Here is a 20,020-nt window from a genome sequence, read left to right as displayed (position 1 = left end):
AATTTGAAATAAAAATAGAGTAGTCCATTAATATGTAAGACCATTAAGGTTTTATTATTTTAAGAATGTTTATTTTTGTTATCGATTAGTTGTAAAAATAATTATGTAAGGTTTAAAATTAATTTAATTCATGAGAGATGTCTTGTATTTTTTTGGACAATTGCTATTTCTTCCTCATGTGCTGTTATTTATTTTTTCAAAAGAAAGAGAGGTAATAGCTAAGGATATCTATGCAAAAAAAAATTTTAATCCTTCCTTGGTACATCAAATATATTCCTTATCAAAAGAACTCCTAACAAACAAATATTTTAGAACGCTTTTTTACTTTAGAACTAATGGTATCGTTTCAAAAATATTAAGGTTTTTTTATCCAAGAAACTCTTCATTTATTATTGATGTCAATACCAAAATCGGAGGAGGTCTTCAATTGGCTCACCCGTATGCCACGATTCTGAATGCCGAAAAAATTGGAGAAAATGTATATGTCAATCACTTAGTAACAGTAGGAGAAAAAAATGGAAAAAGGCCAATCATAGAAGATGGGGTAAAGCTATACGCTAATTCTATTGTTATTGGAGGAATTACTGTTGGGAAAAACGCAATAATCGGGGCGGGAGCTGTGGTGGTCAAAGATGTGCCAGAAAACGCTGTAATGGTTGGAAATCCTGCAAAAATGACTTCTTCATAATGTTTGATTTTATCCCAGCATCTGATTATACAGCCATCTATTATCACCTTTTGTTAATAGTTACCTTGTATATGTTTATGCAGTCTAGGGTATATTTTATAGAACAAGTAGAAAGTGTAAAAGCCACACAAAATTTGGGGTATATTCTGCTTGTTTTCACATTGTTGTATATGGGTACTCGTCCTATTTCTTGGGCATTTGGTGATATGGGTACTTATGCGGGAGGATTTACCAAAATGCAATTAGACCCAAATCTTCCCATAAAAAGAGAAATCTTCTTTGGTTATTTTACCAAGCTCTGTGCAGAGCTAATGGACGTAAGAACCTATTTCTTATTAATTGATGTGATTTACATACTGCCTTGTTATCTTTTTGCAAAAAAATATTTTTCTGATTATTGGTTCATACCCTTTTTAATGATGATAGGTTCTTTTTCTTTTTGGTCTTTTGGTACCAACGGATTAAGAAACGGTATGGCGACTTCTCTTTTTATTTTTTCATTATTGTTTTATCAAAAGCAAAAATGGCTAATGTACCCTATTATGGGTTTTGCGTATGGTTTTCATAATTCATTAATGATACCTATTGCTGCATTTCTGGTTTCGGGGTTGTATAAAAATCCGAAAATTTATCTCTATATTTGGTTAGCAGCCATCCCGTTGTCTCTAGTAGCTAGTGGTTTTTGGGAATCTTTTTTTGGTTCTCTAGGGATAGGAGACGAACGTGTAAACCAATATCTTACCCAAAACAAAGAGTACCAAGATCAAATGAGTAATACAGGCTTTAGGTGGGATTTTGTAGTGTATAGTGCTTTTGCTGTTTTTGCAGGGTATTATTATATCATCAGAAGGGGATTTAAAGATGAATTTTACACCCATCTTTGGGGAACATATATGATAGCCAATGCTTTTTGGATTTTAGTGATTAGAGCTAATTTTTCTAATCGTTTTGCTTACCTTTCTTGGTTTCTTATGGCAATTATAATTGCTTACCCTTTGTTGAAAGTGAAGTTTTGGGATGATCACTATAAGAATGTGGGCAGAATTTTTCTTGCCTATTATCTGTTTACGTATTTTATGTTTTTGAAAGGTTAATTTTATGAAGATTTTACAAGTCATAGATAGTTTACCAACGGGTGGAGGAGCAAGGTTTGTTGTAGATTTTGTTCTTGAACTCAATAATAAAGGAATCCAATCCGATGTTCTTTTATTAGATGGGCAAGAAACTGATTTTTATAAGGAACTTAAAAAAAGCAAGGTTTGTACTATACATGCTCTAACTATTGGAAATAGATGGAACTATAGAAATATTAAAAAATTGATTCCTTATTTTTTACAATATGATTTAGTACATGTACACATATTTCCTGCATCATATTTTGTTGCATTTGCAAAAATTTTCAGTAAGTCCAAAACTCCTGTCGTTTTTACAGAACATAATTCTCAAAATAGAAGAGCTAAAAATAAACTTTTTCGTTATGTAGAAAAATTTATTTATTCACAGTTTGAAATGGTGGTTTGCCTTACAGAAGATGTTAAGGCATTTGTGAAAAAAAATCTTAAAATACAAAATCATAAACTTTCAGTAATTGAAAACGGCATAAATCTACAAAAGATTAATGATGCGTTACCATATGATAGAGATAAATGGGGATATATGAAGGAAGATAAACTACTTCTTATGTCTGCAAGATTTGAACCTCAAAAAGATCACGATACCATGATAGCGGCATTTAAATTTTTACCCTATAACTTTAAACTAATTCTTGCGGGAGAAGGGTCTACATGGTCTCATTATAAAGAGCTAGTAAATAAAGAAAATTTAGAGGGAAGAGTTGCGTTTATAGGAAATAGACAAGATATTTTTAATATTATGAAAATGGTAGACTATAATGTTTTAAGTTCTCATTTTGAAGGTTTTTCGCTGTCAGCGTTAGAAGGGTTAGCGGCAGGTAAACCTTTCATTGCATCTAATGTTTCTGGTCTAAATTTTATCAAAAATTATGGACTTCTTTTTGAAAAGGGCAACGCTGAGCAACTTGCTAAATTAATTTTAGAACTAAATGAGCAAGAAGAATGGTATAAAGAGACAGTGAATAAATGTTTACTGCTTTCGAAAGAATTTAGTATCAGTAAAATGACTAATCAATATATAGATATTTATAAAAGAATAACAAGCAAATGAAGAAAATAAAAATTTTATATGTTCTTACAGTGCTTGATAAGGGAGGCTTAGAAACCATGCTGATGAATTATTTTAGAAACATGGAGAAATCTCAATTTGAGTTTCATTTTTTAGTGCATCGTAATCAAGGACATTATGAACAAGAATTATTGGAAGGAGGTGCTCATATTCACAGAGTATCTTCTCTGTCATTTTCAATTAAAAATTTTATTAAATATAAAAAAGAATTAGATGATTTTTTTAAAAAAAATCCATTTGATATTGTTCATGTTCACAATAATTCGTTTGGATATTATCCATTAAAATATGCTAAAAAATATGGAAATAAAGTAAGAATTATTCATAGCCATATAAGTGCTCTTAGTGATAGTAAAAAGAAAGTTTTATTAGGTAAATATCTAAATAAAAAAATTCCTTTAGTTGCAACAGAATTATTTGCTTGTGGATTGGAAGCTGGAAAATGGATGTTTGGGAAAAGAAAATTTGAAGTAATGCATAATGCAATAGATGTTGATAAATTTATATACAATCTAGAAATAAGAAACGAAAAACGTAAAGAATTGTATTCAGAGAAATCTATCAATCTAGTAAATGTGGGGAGATTTAATATACAAAAAAATCATATCTTTCTTTTAGAAATTTTTGCTGAAGTAATTAAAATAAATCCTAATTATAAGTTATTTCTGGTGGGTGATGGTGAGCTTAATCAACAAATTATTTCAAAAATTAAAGATTTAAAATTAGAAGATAAAGTACAATTGCTAGGACTAAGAGATGATATTCCAGAAATATTACAGGCGATGGATATTTTCTTGTTTCCATCACTATTCGAAGGATTGCCAGTGTCTTTGGTTGAAGCACAAGCTACGGGGATAAAATGTGTGATTTCTGATGGTGTTCCACAAGAGTCTATTCTGATTCCTGAAAATGTAACCGTCATTCCTTTGAAAAATTCTGCTCAACAATGGGCGGAAAAAATTGCAGAAATCCATAATTTTGAAAGAAAAGATGTTTCTGATATCATAAAACAAAAAGGCTATGACATCAAAGAAAACGCCCAAAAACTAGAAAAAAAATACAAAGAACTCATCCAACAATATAAAAAAGTCCCACCTTTATCTCATCCAAATGAAAATCAATAAAACCATTCACAATAGTAATTCACCATTAATAATTAAAAATTCACATTAAAAATTCACCATTCACCATTGACATATAACCTCATCACTCATCACTCATCACTCATAACCTTCCCCATGAAACCCCTCACCATTTTCACCCCCACCTTTAACCGAGCATCTTTGCTTCAGAGATTGTATGAATCTTTGAAAGCGCAGACCAACCAAGATTTTGTGTGGATGATTATCAACGATGGTTCTACAGACCATACAGATGAGGTGGTAAAAGGATTTATAGACGATAAGGTGTTGGAAATTCAGTATATCAAACAAGAAAATCAGGGAATGCATGGCGCGCACAATACGGCTTATGAAAATTGCAAAACCGTGTTGAATACCTGTGTGGATGATGATGATAAAATGCCCGAAAATGCAGTAGAAGTGATTCTAGAAAAATGGAATGCTCTTGGCGAAAAACAAAATAAATACAGCGGAATCATCGCATTGGATGCTTATTTTGATGGCCAACTCATCGGAACGGTGTTTTCTACGGAATCTACTACGCTGGAAGATTTTTATTTGAACGGTGGGAGTGGTGATAAAAAACTGATTTACCGTACAGAAATAATGAATAAATATCCTAAATATCCCATTTTTGAAGGAGAAAAATACGTCGGATTAGGGTATAAATATTTGTTGGCAGACCAAGATTATGAATTGGCAACGCTGAATGAAGTGGTGTGTCTGATAGATTACCAACCAGAAGGTTCATCGAACAACATGTGGAGACAGTATTATAAAAATCCAAAGGGATTTGCCTTCATCCGAAAACAAGGAATGCTGCTTTCTAAGTCTAGAAAAAAAAGACTGTTAGACGCAATACACTATGTTTCTCATAGTTTTAAATCCAGAAATGGGCGCTTTATTGCAGAATCTCCAAGAAAATTTCTCACGATAGCCATGATTCCATTGGGTTTTGTTTTATACCTTTACACTATGTATAAAAATAAAAAACAGGGAGGATTATACCACAGATAGAATATTTTATACTCAAAGAATGACTATGAATAAGACATAGAGAATTCATGAAATAGGTAATAAATATTATATTTAGAATGACGAAATTTCACCATGCAAAATAAACCAAAACTTTTCAGAATCTCTACAGTGCCTATGTCACTTAACCTCTTACTAAGGGGCCAATTAAGATTTCTGAATGAGCATTTTGAGGTTACTGCTATTTCTGGAGCGGGAGATGATTTAGAAACGGTAGCAGATAGAGAAGGAGTAAAGGTTCATGAAATAGAGATGCACAGACCTATTTCTCTAAGACAAGACCTTAAATCACTGTGGAAATTGTATTGGTATTTTAAAAAAGAAAAACCAGACATCATACATTCGATTACTCCCAAAGCGGGTTTACTTTCTATGTTGGCTGGGAAATTGGCAGGAGTTCCAATAAGAATGCATACATTTACAGGGTTGATATTTCCCCATAAAAGTGGGTACATGAAAAGTACACTCATCATTATGGACAAAATTTTATGCGGATGTGCTACACATTTATATCCAGAGGGAAAAGGGGTAAAGGCAGATTTGATAAACTATAAGATTACCAATAAACCACTTAAGGTTATAGCAAACGGTAATGTAAACGGAGTAGATGTGGACTATTATTGTCCTAAAGTTATTTCACAGGAGACAAAAGACCTGTTGAGAGAAGAACTCCATATTTATAAAGACGATTTTGTTTTTATTTTCGTAGGAAGATTGGTTATAGATAAAGGTTTGCGAGAACTGGTAAAAGCATTTGAAAAGGAAAATAAAAACAATAAAAAAATAAAACTTATATTAGTAGGGTCAAAAGAAAAGGTGAATCACTTACACAAGAGAAATATATTTCGCAACATTCATAATCATGCAAATATAATTTCAGTAGGTTTTCAGGAAGACGTGAGACCATACTTTGCAATAAGTAATGTTTTAGTTTTGCCAAGTTATCGCGAAGGTTTTCCAAATGTGGTTTTGCAGGCGGGTGCTATGGGATTACCATGTATAGTTTCAGACATATCGGGTTGTAATGAAATTATTACTCATCATATGAATGGAATATTGGTCCCACGTAAGAATACGCTAAAACTGCAAGAAGCCATGCAGATGATGCTAGAAAGACCTCAATTGGTAGAGAGCTTACAAAAAAATGCTCGTAAAATAGTGGTAGAACTCTTTAATAAAGAAATAGTTTGGGCAGAGCTCAAAAAAGAATATGAAAAAATTTTGAAAGAAAATAAAAATTGAGCCAATGAAAAAATAAATATTTTTTTGATTCAATAAAAAATTAGTAATGAGAGGATTATAGAGAATAATTCTTGCAACATATAAAAAAAATACAAACGATGAGTGTGTAAGCACTAAAAAATTTTATATTTGATTGCTAATTAAAAAGTTATATGAAAAATCTCTACATGCTAATGCTCTCATTAGCAGGTCTTTGGCTTACTGGGCAGCAGCCAAAAGACACCGCTTTAGATGCCCATACTAAAAGTGAACTGGCTAGATACCAAAAAATGATGGTTTCTGGGAGGAACGTAAACCCTAATACATTAAATTATGATTTAAGGTATCAGAGACTAGAACTCTCTTTAGATCCTTCTGCCACAGGGAAAATTACAGGAACTGTTACTTCTCATTTTGTTCCCAATCAGAAAATAAGTAGTATTTATTTTGATTTAAATGATGCACTTACGGTTTCTGAGGTTAATTACAAAGGAGCGAATATTCCATTTTCTCAACTAACCACCAATGAACTTAAAATTGATTTCCCTACTCAATTGAATGAAAACGTATTAGACTCAATTTCCGTTTCTTATTCTGGAACTCCCGTAAACGAAAACATTATTCCCTCTTATACCAGGGCAAGGCAAGATAATAGTGGCAGTAAGCCATATGTAATTTACACTCTTTCAGAGCCATACGGCGCAAGAGATTGGTTCCCAACCAAACAAAGTCTTAATGATAAAATAGAAAAAGTAAGAATAGAGGTCACTACCCCTTCGGGGATTTTTGTAGCGGCTAATGGTAAATTAATTTCAGAAACAGCGATTTCTGGGACTCAATTAAAAACAATTTGGCAAACCAATTATCCTATTCCTGCATACTTAATAGCAATAGGGGTTACCAATTATAACAAATATACAGATACCATAGGGAATCCTCCTTTTCCATTTTTAAATTATGTATATCCTTCTAATGCTACGACTACTAATCTTAATGCCATCAATGCAACCAAGCCAATGATGGAACACTTTGAGACTTACTTCGGCCCATATCCTTATCGAGACGAAAAATATGGCCACATGGAGTTTGATTTCTCTGGTGGAATGGAACATCCTACCATGTCTTCTATGGGAGTGTGGACAAGTTTAAGTACCACAGCACATGAATTAGCCCATCAATGGTTTGGTGACAAAACAACTTGTAAAACATGGAATGGTGTATGGATAAATGAAGGGTTTGCAAGATTTGCAGAACATCTGTACAATGAAAAAATAACCAATGCAGGAAATAAGACGGCATTTACAAGTTATTTACAGGGAATTATAAATAATATCACAAGTGCTCCCGGAGGAAGTGTTTTTGTTTCTGATGCCAATTTAGAATCATTAGGTATACTTTTCAGTGGCAGACTTTCTTATGATAAAGGTTCATATTTGCTCAGAATGCTAAAATGGATGGTAGGAGAAGATGCTTTTTATCAAGCATTGAGAGAATACTCTACCAATTATGCTTATGGATATGCGTCTGGAATGGATTTTAAATCTTCTTTTGAAACTTCTACTGGAAAAGATTTTACAGAATTTTTTAATGACTGGTATTTCGGAGAAGGCTACCCAATTTATAATATCAATTGGAAACAAAACCCAGATAAAACAGTAGTGTTTCAAGTTCTACAAACGAAAAGCATAGCGTCTGCTCCAGAATTTTTTGAAATGCTACTTCCTATAAAAATAAAAAGCGCTTCTGGGGATGTTATGGATGTTGTATTAGATCACAATGTGAATGGTCAGATTTTTGCAGTGCCAGTTAGTTTTACTGTTAGCTCCATAACTTTTAATGAAGAAAATCAAATTTTAACTAAAGGATCTACGGTAAATAATAATACCTCTTTTCTCTCTACCGTGAGTTCAGATAAAATTCAGCCATTGAAACTTTATCCAAACCCAGCTAGTTATGAGATTAAATTTTTAGGAAATAAAGAGAAAAAACCATATAAAATTTATAATTTAGATGGGAAATTATGGCAGTCAGGAGTAGTAAATGCAAATAATGGTATTAATATTGCTGCATTACCTGTAGGAAGCTATATGATTGAAATTGAGTCACATCAGTATAGGTGGATTAAAAAATAGCAAGAGGTCATAAAGAAATATGACAAATATTCTTTAAGAAAAAATAATGATATAAATTATTTTTTTTGATCGTGAAAAAATAATACAAATTAAACTTTCGTTTAATTAAATAATATAATAAAATAGTAATATGAAAATAAATATAGACTCCTTATTAACTTTCTTTTATCGAAAGAATGAGAAGTATCTTTATATTTTGTTTTTCTTTATATCTCATTTCTTTTTTGCACAAACACCAGTAACACAAACCATAACTGCAACTGGGGCAGGAACCTTTACAGTACCATGTGATGTTACTTCTATTACAGTAGAACTTTGGGGCGGTGGCGGAGCTGGCGGTGGAAGTTCTGTTAATAACGTAAAAGGAGGTGGCGGTGGAGCAGGAGGCACTTACGTAAGTTCTACATTAACGGTTACACCTGGAGCAAGTTTTAATTATGTAGTGGGAGCTGGTGGAATAGGTGCTGCTACAGCTGGAGCCTCAGGAGGAGATTCCTCGTTTTCAACACTTTTAGCAAAAGGAGGTTTAGGGGGACAAGCTCCTAATGGAGGAAATGTTTTAGGAGGAATGATTCAGGCAGGTTCGGTAGGAACAGTGATAGTTTTAGGAGCAAATGGAGGGGATGGGTCTGCAACATTCGCAGGAAATGGAGGAAATGGAGGAAATGGAGGAAATGGAGGAAATGGAGGTGTTGCTAGTGGAGGTGATGGATTAGCAGGAAGTTTGCCTGGAGGCGGAGGCGGAGGCGCTTTTGTAAATAATCCTACAAAAAGATTAGGAGGTTCAGGCGGTAATGGCCAGATAAAGATTACTTATACAACTAAATACTGTGCTAAATCTTTTACCACAGACGTTGAACCTATTACCAATGTAACTTTTGCAGGTATAAATAATACCACATCGGGTACAATTAATGGATCGCCTTCTAATGAATATTTTTGTGCATCATCAAGTGTATTAAAAGGAGATTCCTATTCCATTTCATTATCAGGAAATACAAATGGAAACAACACTAATAATTTCAGAGTTTATATAGATTGGGATCAAAACGGAGTTTTTGGTAATAATGCTAATGAAATTTATGATATTGGCACCATTACTAATGTATCTTCTGGTTCAGTTACTGGGAGCATAGCTGTTCCTGCTACAGCGTTGGCAGGTAATACTACTATGAGGGTAATAAAAAATAGAGGGGCGATTACAGATCCTTGCGCAGCTACTCTCTATGGTCAGGCCGAAGATTATATAGTGGTGGTTTCAGAACCTACTTGTAGTGTTTCAAGTGGAGGAACAGCCTCTGTAAGTCCTACATCAGGAAATCCAACTTCAGTATTTACCGCATCTGTATCAGGTAGCAGTAATAATACGGTAGCCTATACTTATCAATGGGAAAAATCTCCAGACAATTTCAATTGGTCTACAATAGCAGGAGCTACCTCTCCTACAGCTAGTATTACTTCTGAAAGCACTTCTACCACCTATTATTATAGAAGGAAAATAACTTGTGTTAGTTCAGGAAGCACCTATTATTCGAGTAGTGTTTCGTATACAACTACATTAACATATTGTACCCCTACTTTTAATACATCCAATACAGGTAAATTGTATATAAAAAGTTTTAAATATATTGGAGTTTTAAATGATGATTTTCTTACAGCCAATGTTTCTACACAATCAGGAACCAATGGAGTGTATCAAGATTTTACTGGACTTACTCCAAAAGCACAACAGGTTCGGGGCTCAGTAGTAAATGTAGAGTCAATTTGTACAGGTACCGTTTCATCTGGTAGTACTGTTGGTTGGGGATATTGGATGGCATGGGTAGATTGGAATAGAGATGGTACTTTTAGCAGTTCAGAAGTGGTTTATTCTTTACAGAATTATAGCACAGGTTCGGTAACCTTTGGTTTTATTATTCCGGCAAATCAGGCTTTAGGGGATTATAGAATTCGTATTGCTGTAATGTCTGTCAAAACTACTAGTTCATGTGGATTAAGTACTTCTTATGGAGAGGTAGAAGATTATGTATTCTCTGTAGTTGAAGATAATAATGCTAAACTTGATACATCAAAACCAAGTGAATTTAGTAGATGTGATGTAGGCGTAGTTCCTATGATTGTATATGGAAGTGATGCTAATGCAGTTGATTTTAAATGGTATGATGCAAAATATGGAGGTAACTTATTATTCACAGGAGCTAACTATGCTCCTAATTTGTCTGCAACTACAACATTCTATGTGAGTGTAGTAGATACAAATGGTAAAGAAACACCTTTTAGATATCCTATTCTAGCAAGAATTGACCCTATACCTCAAGTTACTTTCACACCAACTCCTGAGACAATTTGTGGTGAAGATGATCCTTATCTATTGCTTTCTGTTTGGGGAGATAATAGAGAGGTTACTTTATTGGATGAAAAATTTGATGCTGGGCTTGGTGCATTTTATAATGTTGTAGCAGATACTTATCTTGGGACAAATACTACTCCTTATTCTTATAATTGGACAGTTAAAGCAAGTCCTTATGCGCAAACTAATCCTCCTCATGAAGCTATTGCTTCATCCGTTTCATCTGGTTATTTTGGAGGTAACTTTGCTATTATGAATTCTGATGGAGCCGAAAGGATTAATAAGAATGTTTTAAGACATTTGGTTACAACTTCTACTTATGATACTACTTTATTTTTGCCGAATCAAATAAAATTAGATTTTGACCTTTACTATTTTTCGATTGCATTAATAGAAACTGATGGTTATTTTAAAGTTGAATACTCAATAGATGGAACTAATTGGGTGTCTTTTAAAACCTATGTCTTGAATACAGGAAATCCTTTGTTTTGGAATAAAGTATCAATAGATTTAGATGCTTCAGGAGTTCCTAGATCTAGTAATTTACTTATCCGTTTTTCTCTGTATTCTAGAGGCTTTAGTTCAGGGTATTATGAAAGTGTAGCAACATTAGACAATATTAAACTGCATGGTAATATTCCACTAGATAGAGACTTTGACTGGTCTGGAGCGGATAATGTAGTATTGTATGATAAAACCTGTACCACACCTCTTGGAAATACATTAGCCAGAGAGGTTTGTGTGAAACCACCTTTAGATGAATTCGAAAAACCTTTTTGGACGATTCAAGCGAGTGCAACTTTTCTTAGTGGTTGCCCAGCAGTGGGAACTACAGTGGTTTATAATGATACAAAAGTATGGAGAGAGCCGGGAATGATAGATTGGAACCAAGGAGACAAGTGGAAACCTTCTAATGTTCCGGATATCAAGAAATGTGTAATCATAAGAACTCCAGTAGAGCTCCCAACAAATACAAACGGGACACACGGCTTAGCTAGAAGCGTAATTGTAAAATCTGGTGGAAAACTTTTGGTAAAACCTAAATCAAGTTTGGAAATTCAGAATTATATTAAAAATGAAAGCCTTGCCGGAGATGTAGTTGTAGACTCAGACGCTAACCTAAAGCAGAATAATGATGCTGCAGTCAATATAGGAAATGTTACGGTGAAAAGAATAAGTAATATGAAAAGGTTAGATTATACCTACTGGGGACCCCCTGTTAATGGACAAAATCTAAGGAATTTTTCACCGAATACTTTAACCAGCAGATTTTATGTTTACAATGAAACTACTAATTACTTTGATGGGATATTTGTTAGAAATATTTATCCTACAGGGGTATATAGTACCACTTCATTAGAAAACACATCTACATATAATTTTGTTCCAGGTAAAGGATATGCGATAAGAGCACCTAATGATTACACTACAGACAAAGTAAACTTTGAAGGAGTTTTTGTGGGAGTGCCTAATAATGGAGGTATACCAATTCAAGTAATGAAAAACGGTTTAGGGTATAATCTTATTTCGAATCCATATCCTTCAAATGTTAATTTTGAGACATTTTTCACTCTTAATCAGGGTAATATTAATAAAATTGCTTATTTCTGGACCAATACCAATTTTAATCCTGAAATGCAAGGAAATGAGTATCCTAAAGTAGGTTATATAAATAATTATGCTGTATATACAGGAGTAGGAGGAGTTGCTGCACCTTATGGATTTGATCCATCAAGACCACCAGCGGTTACTCCAAATAATATTATTAAACCAGGTCAGGGGTTTGTCATAAGAGCTCATACGCCAGGAACTATTTATTTTTATAATAATACTAGAGATAAATCAAATCAAGGAGCGTTCTTCAATACATTTAGAGCAGCACAAGTCACAAAAGATCGTTTTTGGATAGAACTGAAAACACCTTTGAACTTTGTAAGCCCAATATTAATTGGATACGTACAAGGCTCTACAGATGGTTTTGATGTAAATTATGATGCACCAATAATGGTAGAAGGAGCAGATTCATTTTATACAATATTAGATAATGAAAAGTTAGTAATTGAAGGAAGAAATTATCCATTAAGTATTGAAGACAAGGTTTCATTAGGAGCCAAGTTTTACGAATCTGGAATTCATGAAATATCTTTGTCAAAAGTAGAAGGCGTATTTGCTTCAGGTCAACAAATTTATCTATATGACAAGAAGGAAAATATCTATGCCAGTCTTTCAAATGAATCATATAAATTCTATGCAGAATCGGGAGATGATAGAACTCGTTTTCAAATTGTATATAAGCCAGGTTCAGTACTAAGTACAGTTGAAGTAAATAAAAAAGAAGTAATTATATATAAGAATGCAGATGATTTTGTAATAGAAGCAGGAGATATTATAGAAAGTGTGAAGGTTTATGATGCTTCGGGAAAACTGCTTAGAACTTTTAAATCTAGTAATCTGAAAAAACTTACTATACAAGGGCATATGCTTAGTAAAGGAGTATCAGTTTTAGAAATAAAAATTTCAGAAAAAATAATAACAAAAAAAATTATTAAATAAGAGTTCATAGTAAAATGAATTAAAAAATATAAATATACAGTCACGTAATTATTTTTTATTTGTAGAAGGCATACTGTCAATAAATAGATTGTAAATTTTTAAAGGCATTAAGTTAAAAAACTTTTAATTTAACATAATAAAGCTTTAGAAAAATAGTTAAAAGAGTAGAAAAATAAATTATCTAATGTGATTAATGTGTTTTTTAGAATTATATTTGCTGAAAAATAAATTTCTAAAAATTAGAGAAAAAACGAATGAGATTTTTTTTATCCATATTATTTTTATGTGTCTTTAACTTGTTGGTTAATAGCCAAGAAGCTACCCAAAATAGTTTTCAGCAGTCTGAAAATGCAGTTACAGAAACATCAAGTTCTGCTATAGAAAGTCAGGCTACAGGAGATGGTCCTTCAAACCCTCCTGGACCAGAAACAGATGCAATCCCCATAGATGGATTTTTATCCATTTTGGTTATTTCTGCTTTGTTGCTTATTTTTTATGTAAATAAAGAGAAAACTTTTAGAACAAAAAATAACTATCAAAAACAGAAATAAAACTTTCGGTTTTTTTTTTGAAAATGAAAGAAAATAAGAGCTATACTTTTGAAGAAATTAAACAAAAATTGGTAAACTATTGCGTATACCAAGACCGTTGTCATGCAGAGGTAGAGCAAAAAATGAAAGAGTTTTTGCTCATTCCTGAAGCAAAAGAAGAATTGATACTTTTTCTTATAAAAGAAAACTATTTAAATGAAGAAAGATTCGCCAGAAGTTATACACGAGGAAAATTCTACATTAAAAAATGGGGAAAAAATAAAATAAAACAAAATCTTCGCGTAAAAGGGATTACTGATAAACTTATAAACATCTCATTTCAAGAGATTAACCCAAAAGATTATTACGATGTCATCCAAAATTTTATAGAAAAACAAATGCCCACTTATAAAGGAATGAAAGAATATCAAAAGAAGCAAAAAATGATAAAATTCTTGATTTCAAAAGGTTATGAATACGATGAAATTTTAAACCAATTACCTTCCTAAAAAAATGTTAAATAATTAGCCTTTCACTTGAAAAAAAATTAAATTTGTGGGTTATATGTATAAAAAAATTTTCAAACCATTTCTGGATATAATACTATCTTTAATTGGGATTTTAGTGCTAAGTCCTATTTTTATAATGATATGTATTGCTTTGTTAATAACAAACAAAGGAAAGGTTTTTTTCTTGCAAAATAGACCCGGTAAAAATGGTGAAATTTTTAGAATTATCAAGTTTAAAACTATGAATGATAGAAAAGATGAACAGGGGTGTCTTTTATCAGATGAAGAACGATTAACTAGTGTGGGGAAAATTGTAAGAAAAACTTCTTTAGACGAAATTCCTCAGTTAATAAATGTTCTCCTCGGGAACATGAGCCTCATAGGACCAAGGCCTTTACTTCCAGAATATCTACCCCTTTATAATGATTTTCAGAGAAAAAGACATCTGGTAAAACCCGGGATTACAGGTTGGGCACAAATCAATGGAAGAAATGCTGTAGAATGGAATAAAAAATTCACCTTTGATGTATGGTATGTAGAAAACATGAGTTTTTTATTAGATTTACAAATAATGTTTATAACTTTGAAAAAAGTACTTAAGCTAGAAGGGATAAATAGAGAAGGATAGGCTACTAATATTGCATTTAAAGGAAATGAATAGTCTGGTTTTATATGGGGCAGGTGGTCATGCCAAAGTAATTTATGATATCATTTTATCAAATGATATGTTGCTAGAATATTTGGTAGATGATAATCCTCCAGCAGATTTTTTTCATCACCTAGAAATTTATAAACCTACCGAAGAATTACTGAAAAAACATAAAGTAATAGTAGCAATAGGAAATGCTCTGGCCAGAGAAAGAATAGTGAATAAACTATCAGCCTGGTGTGATTTCGAAACCCTTATTCATAGAAGTGCTTTTGTTTCCAGATTCTCTGAACTAGGAGAAGGAACTGTAGTAATGCCACAAGTCTGTGTAAATGCAGAAGTAAAAATAGGCAAACATTGTATTATCAATACAGCAGCAGTTATAGAGCATGATTGTATCATTGAAGATTATGTGCATATCTCGCCAAGTGTTACCATGGCAGGAAATATTTTGATTAAAAAAAGAGCACAAATTGGAATTGGAGCAAGAATTATACCTGGTGTAACCATTGGTGAAGATGCTATAGTAGGAGCTGGAGCAGTAGTGCTAAAAGATGTTCCTGCAGGTGCTACAGTAGTAGGAAACCCAGGGAAAATTATTAAATTGAGTGAAATTGGAGAATAATAATTCAAAAATATGGCTTTCTACTCCTCATATGAGTGGAAAAGAAATGAAATATATTCAAGAAGCCTTTGATGGGAATTGGATTGCTCCATTAGGACCAAACGTAGATGGCTTCGAGAAAGACCTAGAAAATTTCCTAGGCGAAGAATCTCACGTGGCTGTAGTGTCTACCGGTACGGCAGCCTTACACCTAGCATTGGCTATGCTAGGTGTAGAAAAAGATGATTTTGTCATATGTCAATCGCTTACTTTTGCAGCTTCTGCTAACCCTATTATTTACCTTGGCGGAATTCCCGTTTTTGTAGACAGTGAAAAAGAAACTTGGAATCTTTGTCCCAATGCGGTAGAAGATGCAATTAAATCTTGTTTAGCAAAAGGTAAAAAACCAAAAGCCATCATAACAGTGTGTCTGTATGGAATGCCATATAAGGTTGAAGAAATTAATGCACTTTCAGAAAAATATGAAATTCCAATCATAGAAGACAGTGCAGAAGCTCTGGGAAGTACTTATAAAGGACAAAAATGCGGAACCTTTGGAGCTATTTCTGTTTTGAGTTTTAATGGTAATAAAATCATTACGACATCTGGTGGAGGAGCTCTGGTTTTCAAAGAAGAAATCTATAAGAAAAAAGCTGTATTTCTTTCTACTCAAGCCAAAGATGATGCGCCACATTATCAGCATTCTATATTAGGGTATAATTATAGATTAAGCAACGTCTGTGCAGGAATTGGTAGAGGACAAATGGAAGTAATAGAAGAGAGAGTTTCTCAGAGAAGAGCTAATCATGAATTTTATAAAAATATTTTTAAAAATGACGAAGGAATAGAGCTGTTTACTGAGCCATCAGAAGATTATAAATCTAACCATTGGCTCAATGCAATCATTATTCACCCTGAAAAATTAAAGAATAGAGATTCTGTTTTTTGGAGATTAGCATTTGCAGAGCAAAATATAGAAACCAGACCCCTATGGAAGCCCATGCACCTACAACCACTTTTTGAAAAAAACATGTATTTTGGCTCAAATTTTGCTGAAGGACTATTCCAAAAAGGATTGTGCTTACCTTCTGGATCAAACTTAACAAACAATGAAAAAATAAGAATTGAAAATGTAATTAAAAAATTATTAGATTAATAATTAAAACTAAAATCATGTTAACCAGCAATCATTCACAAGTAAAAAATGATAACCGATTAAGTCTTTCAAGTCTAAGATATCTTCCTCGATGGATGATTTTCTTGATAGATATTTTTATTTTATTCATATCACTATACTTTGCTTTTCATACATTAGAAAAATTAACGAGCCTTCCTAATTACTTACCAATAGAATGGAAGTATGTAATTATTATTGGGATTAACATATTTTATATGTATATCCTCAAAACCTTTGCCGGGATTATTAGGCATTCTAATTTTGTTGACTTGCAAAAAATTATAGGATCTTCTTTATTAACCTTCGGCACTTTATTATTAGTAAAATATATCGTATTTTGGGTTTATAAGTTCACTATATTTTTTACACCACTACTCATTTTTTATTTCATTATTTCTTCTGCCACTCTACTTGTATTTAGAATTGTGGTGAAACAATCTTTTAATTTTATAAAGCAGATTAATGTAACCACTAATAAAAAGAGAATTTTAATTTTAGGAATTTCAGATGAATCAGTCGCAGTAGCAGGGTCTATTCTAGAAAACTCTAACCTTCCTTATGAATTAGTTGGGTTTCTTACCAAAAGAAATGACTCTAAATATGCTAAAATTTTAGGACTTAAAATATTAACTCAAGATAAATTTCTTAATAAAACTAAAGAAGAATTAGGTTTAGAAGGAGTATTGCTATTGAAAGATAGGCTTACAAAAGAAGAATTAGACGAATGGGTAAACATACTCTTAGCAAAAGACCTTGAGATTTTTCAATCCCCTGCAGTTCAAGAATTTAATAAAAATAATGAGATAAAAATTAGAAATCTTCAGATTGAAGATTTATTAGACAGAGAGCCTATTTGTATTCAAAATGAGGGAGTTAAGGAAAGCCATTTTGGTAAAACAATACTAGTGACAGGAGGAGCTGGTTCTATCGGAAGCGAAATTGTAAGACAAGTTGCTCAGTTTAAACCATCACTTATTGTTGTTTTAGATCAAGCCGAAACCCCACTTCATGAGATTCAACTAGAAATGGAAGAAAAATTTCCAGAGATTAACTTTAGATTCATACTAGGAGATATTTCTAACAAACATAGAATGGAGCCTGTTTTCCAAAAGCATAATTTCTCGATTGTCTACCACGCAGCAGCATATAAACATGTACCCCTCATAGAAAATAATCCTCATGAAGCCATCTTAGTCAATGTACTAGGGACTAAAAACCTTGCAACACTTTCATGTAAATACAATATCGAAAGATTTGTAATGATTTCTACTGATAAAGCCGTAAATCCTACCAATGTGATGGGAGCTTCTAAGAGAGCTGCAGAATTATTAGTACAAGCGCTTCAAGATGTAACAGAGCATGCAACTAAATTCATTACTACAAGATTTGGTAATGTATTGGGAAGTAATGGTTCTGTTATTCCGCACTTTAAAAAACAGATTGAAAAAGGAGGTCCAGTAACGATAACTCATCCAGAAATTGTAAGGTATTTTATGACCATTCCCGAAGCTTGTGAATTAGTCTTACAAGCAGGGACTATGGGCAAAGGTGGGGAAATTTTTGTTTTCGATATGGGAGAACCTGTAAAGATTAGAGACTTGGCAATCAAAATGATTAAACTTTCTGGCTACGAACCTGATATAGATATCAAATTAAAATATACAGGACTGAGACCAGGTGAAAAATTATATGAGGAACTCCTAAGTGATGATACAAAAAATCTTCCTACACCACATGAAAAAATTATGGTTTCTATGGATCCTCATATGAAATTTGAAGAAATTGAAGAGTTAGCAAATAAAATTACCAAAGCTGCACTAAGAAGAGATCAATTAGATGTTGTAAAACTTCTCAAAAAAATTGTACCCGAATTTATCAGCAATAATTCACTTTTTGAAAAACTAGATAAATAAAAATTGTATATTTGTGCCATCAGATTTTAAAACTAAATAATAATAACCATGAATTTTCCACTATTAGATAACTTTTAGTTTTCTAATATGGATTGTAATTTTTCGTCATAACATGCTGTTCGTAAATTATAACTTTGAGAAAATAAAAAACAAGAACATTTTAGTAACTGGGGGAGCTGGTTTTATAGGCTCTAATCTTTGTGAAGAATTACTAGCTTTAGGCGCAGTAGTAACTTGTTTAGATAATTTTTCTACAGGAAGAAAAGAAAATTTAGAAAAATGCCTTCAAAATTCTCATTTTACTCTAATAGAAGGTGATATAAGAGATTTAGAAACCTGTAAAAAGGCATGTGAAAACCAAGATTTCGTTCTGCATGAAGCCGCATTAGGCTCTGTTCCTCGCTCCATCAATGACCCTATTACAAGTAATGAAGTTAATGTAGGAGGGTTTCTTAATATGCTAGTAGCAGCAAGAGATGCTGGAGTGAAAAGATTTATCTATGCAGCAAGCTCTTCTACCTATGGAGATTCTGAAGCTTTACCGAAAATAGAAGAAAGAATTGGTAAACCACTTTCACCCTATGCTATTACCAAATATGTAAATGAACTCTATGCAGATGTGTTCAAGAAAACGTATGACTTTGATACCATCGGCTTAAGATATTTTAATGTTTTTGGAAGAAAACAAAATTCAAACGGAGCTTATGCAGCCGTAATTCCTAAGTTTGTGATGCAATTTATGAATCATGAATCTCCAGTAATTAATGGCGGAGGAGAATATTCTAGAGACTTTACATACATAGATAATGTAATTTTAATGAACCTCTTAGCATTGACGGTAGAAAACGAAAATGCTTTGAATCAAGTATACAATACCGCTTTTGGTGAGAGAACCACCTTGAATGACTTAGTTAAATATTTGAAAGAATACCTAGCAGAATTTGATAAAGATATTGCAAAGGTAGAAGTAATATATGGAGACTATAGAAAAGGTGATGTTCCACATTCTTTAGCAAGCATAGAAAAGGCTAAAACACTTTTAAATTATAATCCAGAATTTTCCATGAAAGAGGGGCTTAGAGAAGCTGTGAAATGGTATTGGGAAAATTTAAAATAAGCGGAAAAATCTAAATTCATTTTTTTGAACAAAAAAATAATATTGTATTAGAATTAATATTAATATTTTTTGCTATTTTTTATAATTATTTAATAATAGTAAATAGCATATTGAATTTTTATATTGTTACTTTTGTATAGTTTTTGAACCTAATTGTTCTTTAAACTATAGTTTAATACTTGTTTTGTGAATCTGTCTGTGACTCACAGTGGCGAAGCC

At 32.5% G+C, this 20,020-nt stretch carries 15 protein-coding genes; all 15 read left to right on the top strand.

Features of this window, described 5'->3' with window-relative positions; genetic code table 11:
* Positions 1-130: 130 nt before the first annotated feature.
* Positions 131-688 (top strand): serine acetyltransferase, encoded by a 558-nt coding sequence (locus tag N7277_RS00545; protein WP_274779849.1) that lies wholly within the window; start codon positions 131-133, stop codon positions 686-688.
* Entirely contained in the window at positions 688-1,782 is a 1,095-nt protein-coding gene (locus N7277_RS00540; RefSeq protein WP_274779848.1) for an EpsG family protein, read from the top strand. Before N7277_RS00545 ends, N7277_RS00540 begins: the two co-directional genes overlap by 1 nt.
* A 4-nt stretch (positions 1,783-1,786) precedes the next feature.
* Positions 1,787-2,872: a glycosyltransferase gene (locus N7277_RS00535; protein ID WP_274779847.1), complete on the top strand. Its 1,086-nt coding sequence runs from the start codon at positions 1,787-1,789 to the stop codon at positions 2,870-2,872.
* The gene (locus tag N7277_RS00530) at positions 2,869-4,014 is read left to right on the top strand and encodes a glycosyltransferase family 1 protein (RefSeq protein WP_274779846.1); all 1,146 of its coding nucleotides are present in this window, start codon (positions 2,869-2,871) and stop codon (positions 4,012-4,014) included. Before N7277_RS00535 ends, N7277_RS00530 begins: the two co-directional genes overlap by 4 nt.
* 114 nt (positions 4,015-4,128) lie before the next feature.
* Positions 4,129-5,028 carry a glycosyltransferase family A protein gene (locus N7277_RS00525; RefSeq protein ID WP_274779845.1) on the top strand — a complete coding sequence of 300 codons (900 nt, stop codon included), beginning with the start codon at positions 4,129-4,131 and terminating at the stop codon, positions 5,026-5,028.
* A 93-nt stretch (positions 5,029-5,121) separates the two neighbouring features.
* Entirely contained in the window at positions 5,122-6,288 is a 1,167-nt protein-coding gene (locus N7277_RS00520; protein ID WP_274779844.1) for a glycosyltransferase family 4 protein, read from the top strand.
* A gap of 152 nt (positions 6,289-6,440) precedes the next feature.
* Positions 6,441-8,399 (top strand): M1 family aminopeptidase, encoded by a 1,959-nt coding sequence (locus tag N7277_RS00515; RefSeq protein ID WP_274779843.1) that lies wholly within the window; start codon positions 6,441-6,443, stop codon positions 8,397-8,399.
* Between the two features lie 130 nt (positions 8,400-8,529).
* Entirely contained in the window at positions 8,530-13,302 is a 4,773-nt protein-coding gene (locus tag N7277_RS00510; RefSeq protein WP_274779842.1) for a GEVED domain-containing protein, read from the top strand.
* 299 nt (positions 13,303-13,601) lie between these two features.
* On the top strand, positions 13,602-13,853 hold the full coding sequence (locus N7277_RS00505; RefSeq protein ID WP_274779841.1) for a hypothetical protein: 252 nt from the start codon (positions 13,602-13,604) through the stop codon (positions 13,851-13,853).
* Positions 13,854-13,876: 23 nt separating this feature from the next.
* Complete coding sequence (locus N7277_RS00500) at positions 13,877-14,341, top strand: regulatory protein RecX (RefSeq protein WP_274779840.1); 465 nt, start codon at positions 13,877-13,879, stop codon at positions 14,339-14,341.
* A gap of 55 nt (positions 14,342-14,396) precedes the next feature.
* Positions 14,397-14,969, top strand: coding sequence for a sugar transferase (locus tag N7277_RS00495; protein WP_274779839.1), 573 nt, complete (start codon positions 14,397-14,399; stop codon positions 14,967-14,969).
* Between the two features lie 25 nt (positions 14,970-14,994).
* Positions 14,995-15,615: an acetyltransferase gene (locus tag N7277_RS00490; protein ID WP_274779838.1), complete on the top strand. Its 621-nt coding sequence runs from the start codon at positions 14,995-14,997 to the stop codon at positions 15,613-15,615.
* A gap of 31 nt (positions 15,616-15,646) precedes the next feature.
* On the top strand, positions 15,647-16,750 hold the full coding sequence (locus tag N7277_RS00485; protein WP_274780841.1) for an aminotransferase class I/II-fold pyridoxal phosphate-dependent enzyme: 1,104 nt from the start codon (positions 15,647-15,649) through the stop codon (positions 16,748-16,750).
* Between the two features lie 17 nt (positions 16,751-16,767).
* Positions 16,768-18,684, top strand: coding sequence for a polysaccharide biosynthesis protein (locus N7277_RS00480; protein WP_274779837.1), 1,917 nt, complete (start codon positions 16,768-16,770; stop codon positions 18,682-18,684).
* Positions 18,685-18,796: 112 nt separating this feature from the next.
* Complete coding sequence (locus N7277_RS00475; protein WP_274779836.1) at positions 18,797-19,801, top strand: SDR family oxidoreductase; 1,005 nt, start codon at positions 18,797-18,799, stop codon at positions 19,799-19,801.
* Positions 19,802-20,020: the final 219 nt, after the last annotated feature.

This window comes from Cloacibacterium sp. TD35 (genome assembly GCF_028864635.1).
Lineage (GTDB): Bacteria > Bacteroidota > Bacteroidia > Flavobacteriales > Weeksellaceae > Cloacibacterium.
The sequence above is the reverse complement of the archived record's forward strand: the minus strand, read 5'-3'. Positions and strand labels throughout refer to the sequence as shown.

Coding starts and splice junctions, on each gene's coding strand:
- N7277_RS00490 (WP_274779838.1), top strand. CDS start 14,995: ATGAATAGTCTGGTTTTATATGGGGCAGGTGGTCATGCCAAAGTAATT.
- N7277_RS00545 (WP_274779849.1), top strand. CDS start 131: ATGAGAGATGTCTTGTATTTTTTTGGACAATTGCTATTTCTTCCTCAT.
- N7277_RS00515 (WP_274779843.1), top strand. CDS start 6,441: ATGAAAAATCTCTACATGCTAATGCTCTCATTAGCAGGTCTTTGGCTT.
- N7277_RS00540 (WP_274779848.1), top strand. CDS start 688: ATGTTTGATTTTATCCCAGCATCTGATTATACAGCCATCTATTATCAC.
- N7277_RS00475 (WP_274779836.1), top strand. CDS start 18,797: ATGCTGTTCGTAAATTATAACTTTGAGAAAATAAAAAACAAGAACATT.
- N7277_RS00535 (WP_274779847.1), top strand. CDS start 1,787: ATGAAGATTTTACAAGTCATAGATAGTTTACCAACGGGTGGAGGAGCA.
- N7277_RS00530 (WP_274779846.1), top strand. CDS start 2,869: ATGAAGAAAATAAAAATTTTATATGTTCTTACAGTGCTTGATAAGGGA.
- N7277_RS00500 (WP_274779840.1), top strand. CDS start 13,877: ATGAAAGAAAATAAGAGCTATACTTTTGAAGAAATTAAACAAAAATTG.
- N7277_RS00485 (WP_274780841.1), top strand. CDS start 15,647: ATGAGTGGAAAAGAAATGAAATATATTCAAGAAGCCTTTGATGGGAAT.
- N7277_RS00520 (WP_274779844.1), top strand. CDS start 5,122: ATGCAAAATAAACCAAAACTTTTCAGAATCTCTACAGTGCCTATGTCA.
- N7277_RS00525 (WP_274779845.1), top strand. CDS start 4,129: ATGAAACCCCTCACCATTTTCACCCCCACCTTTAACCGAGCATCTTTG.
- N7277_RS00480 (WP_274779837.1), top strand. CDS start 16,768: ATGTTAACCAGCAATCATTCACAAGTAAAAAATGATAACCGATTAAGT.
- N7277_RS00495 (WP_274779839.1), top strand. CDS start 14,397: ATGTATAAAAAAATTTTCAAACCATTTCTGGATATAATACTATCTTTA.
- N7277_RS00510 (WP_274779842.1), top strand. CDS start 8,530: ATGAAAATAAATATAGACTCCTTATTAACTTTCTTTTATCGAAAGAAT.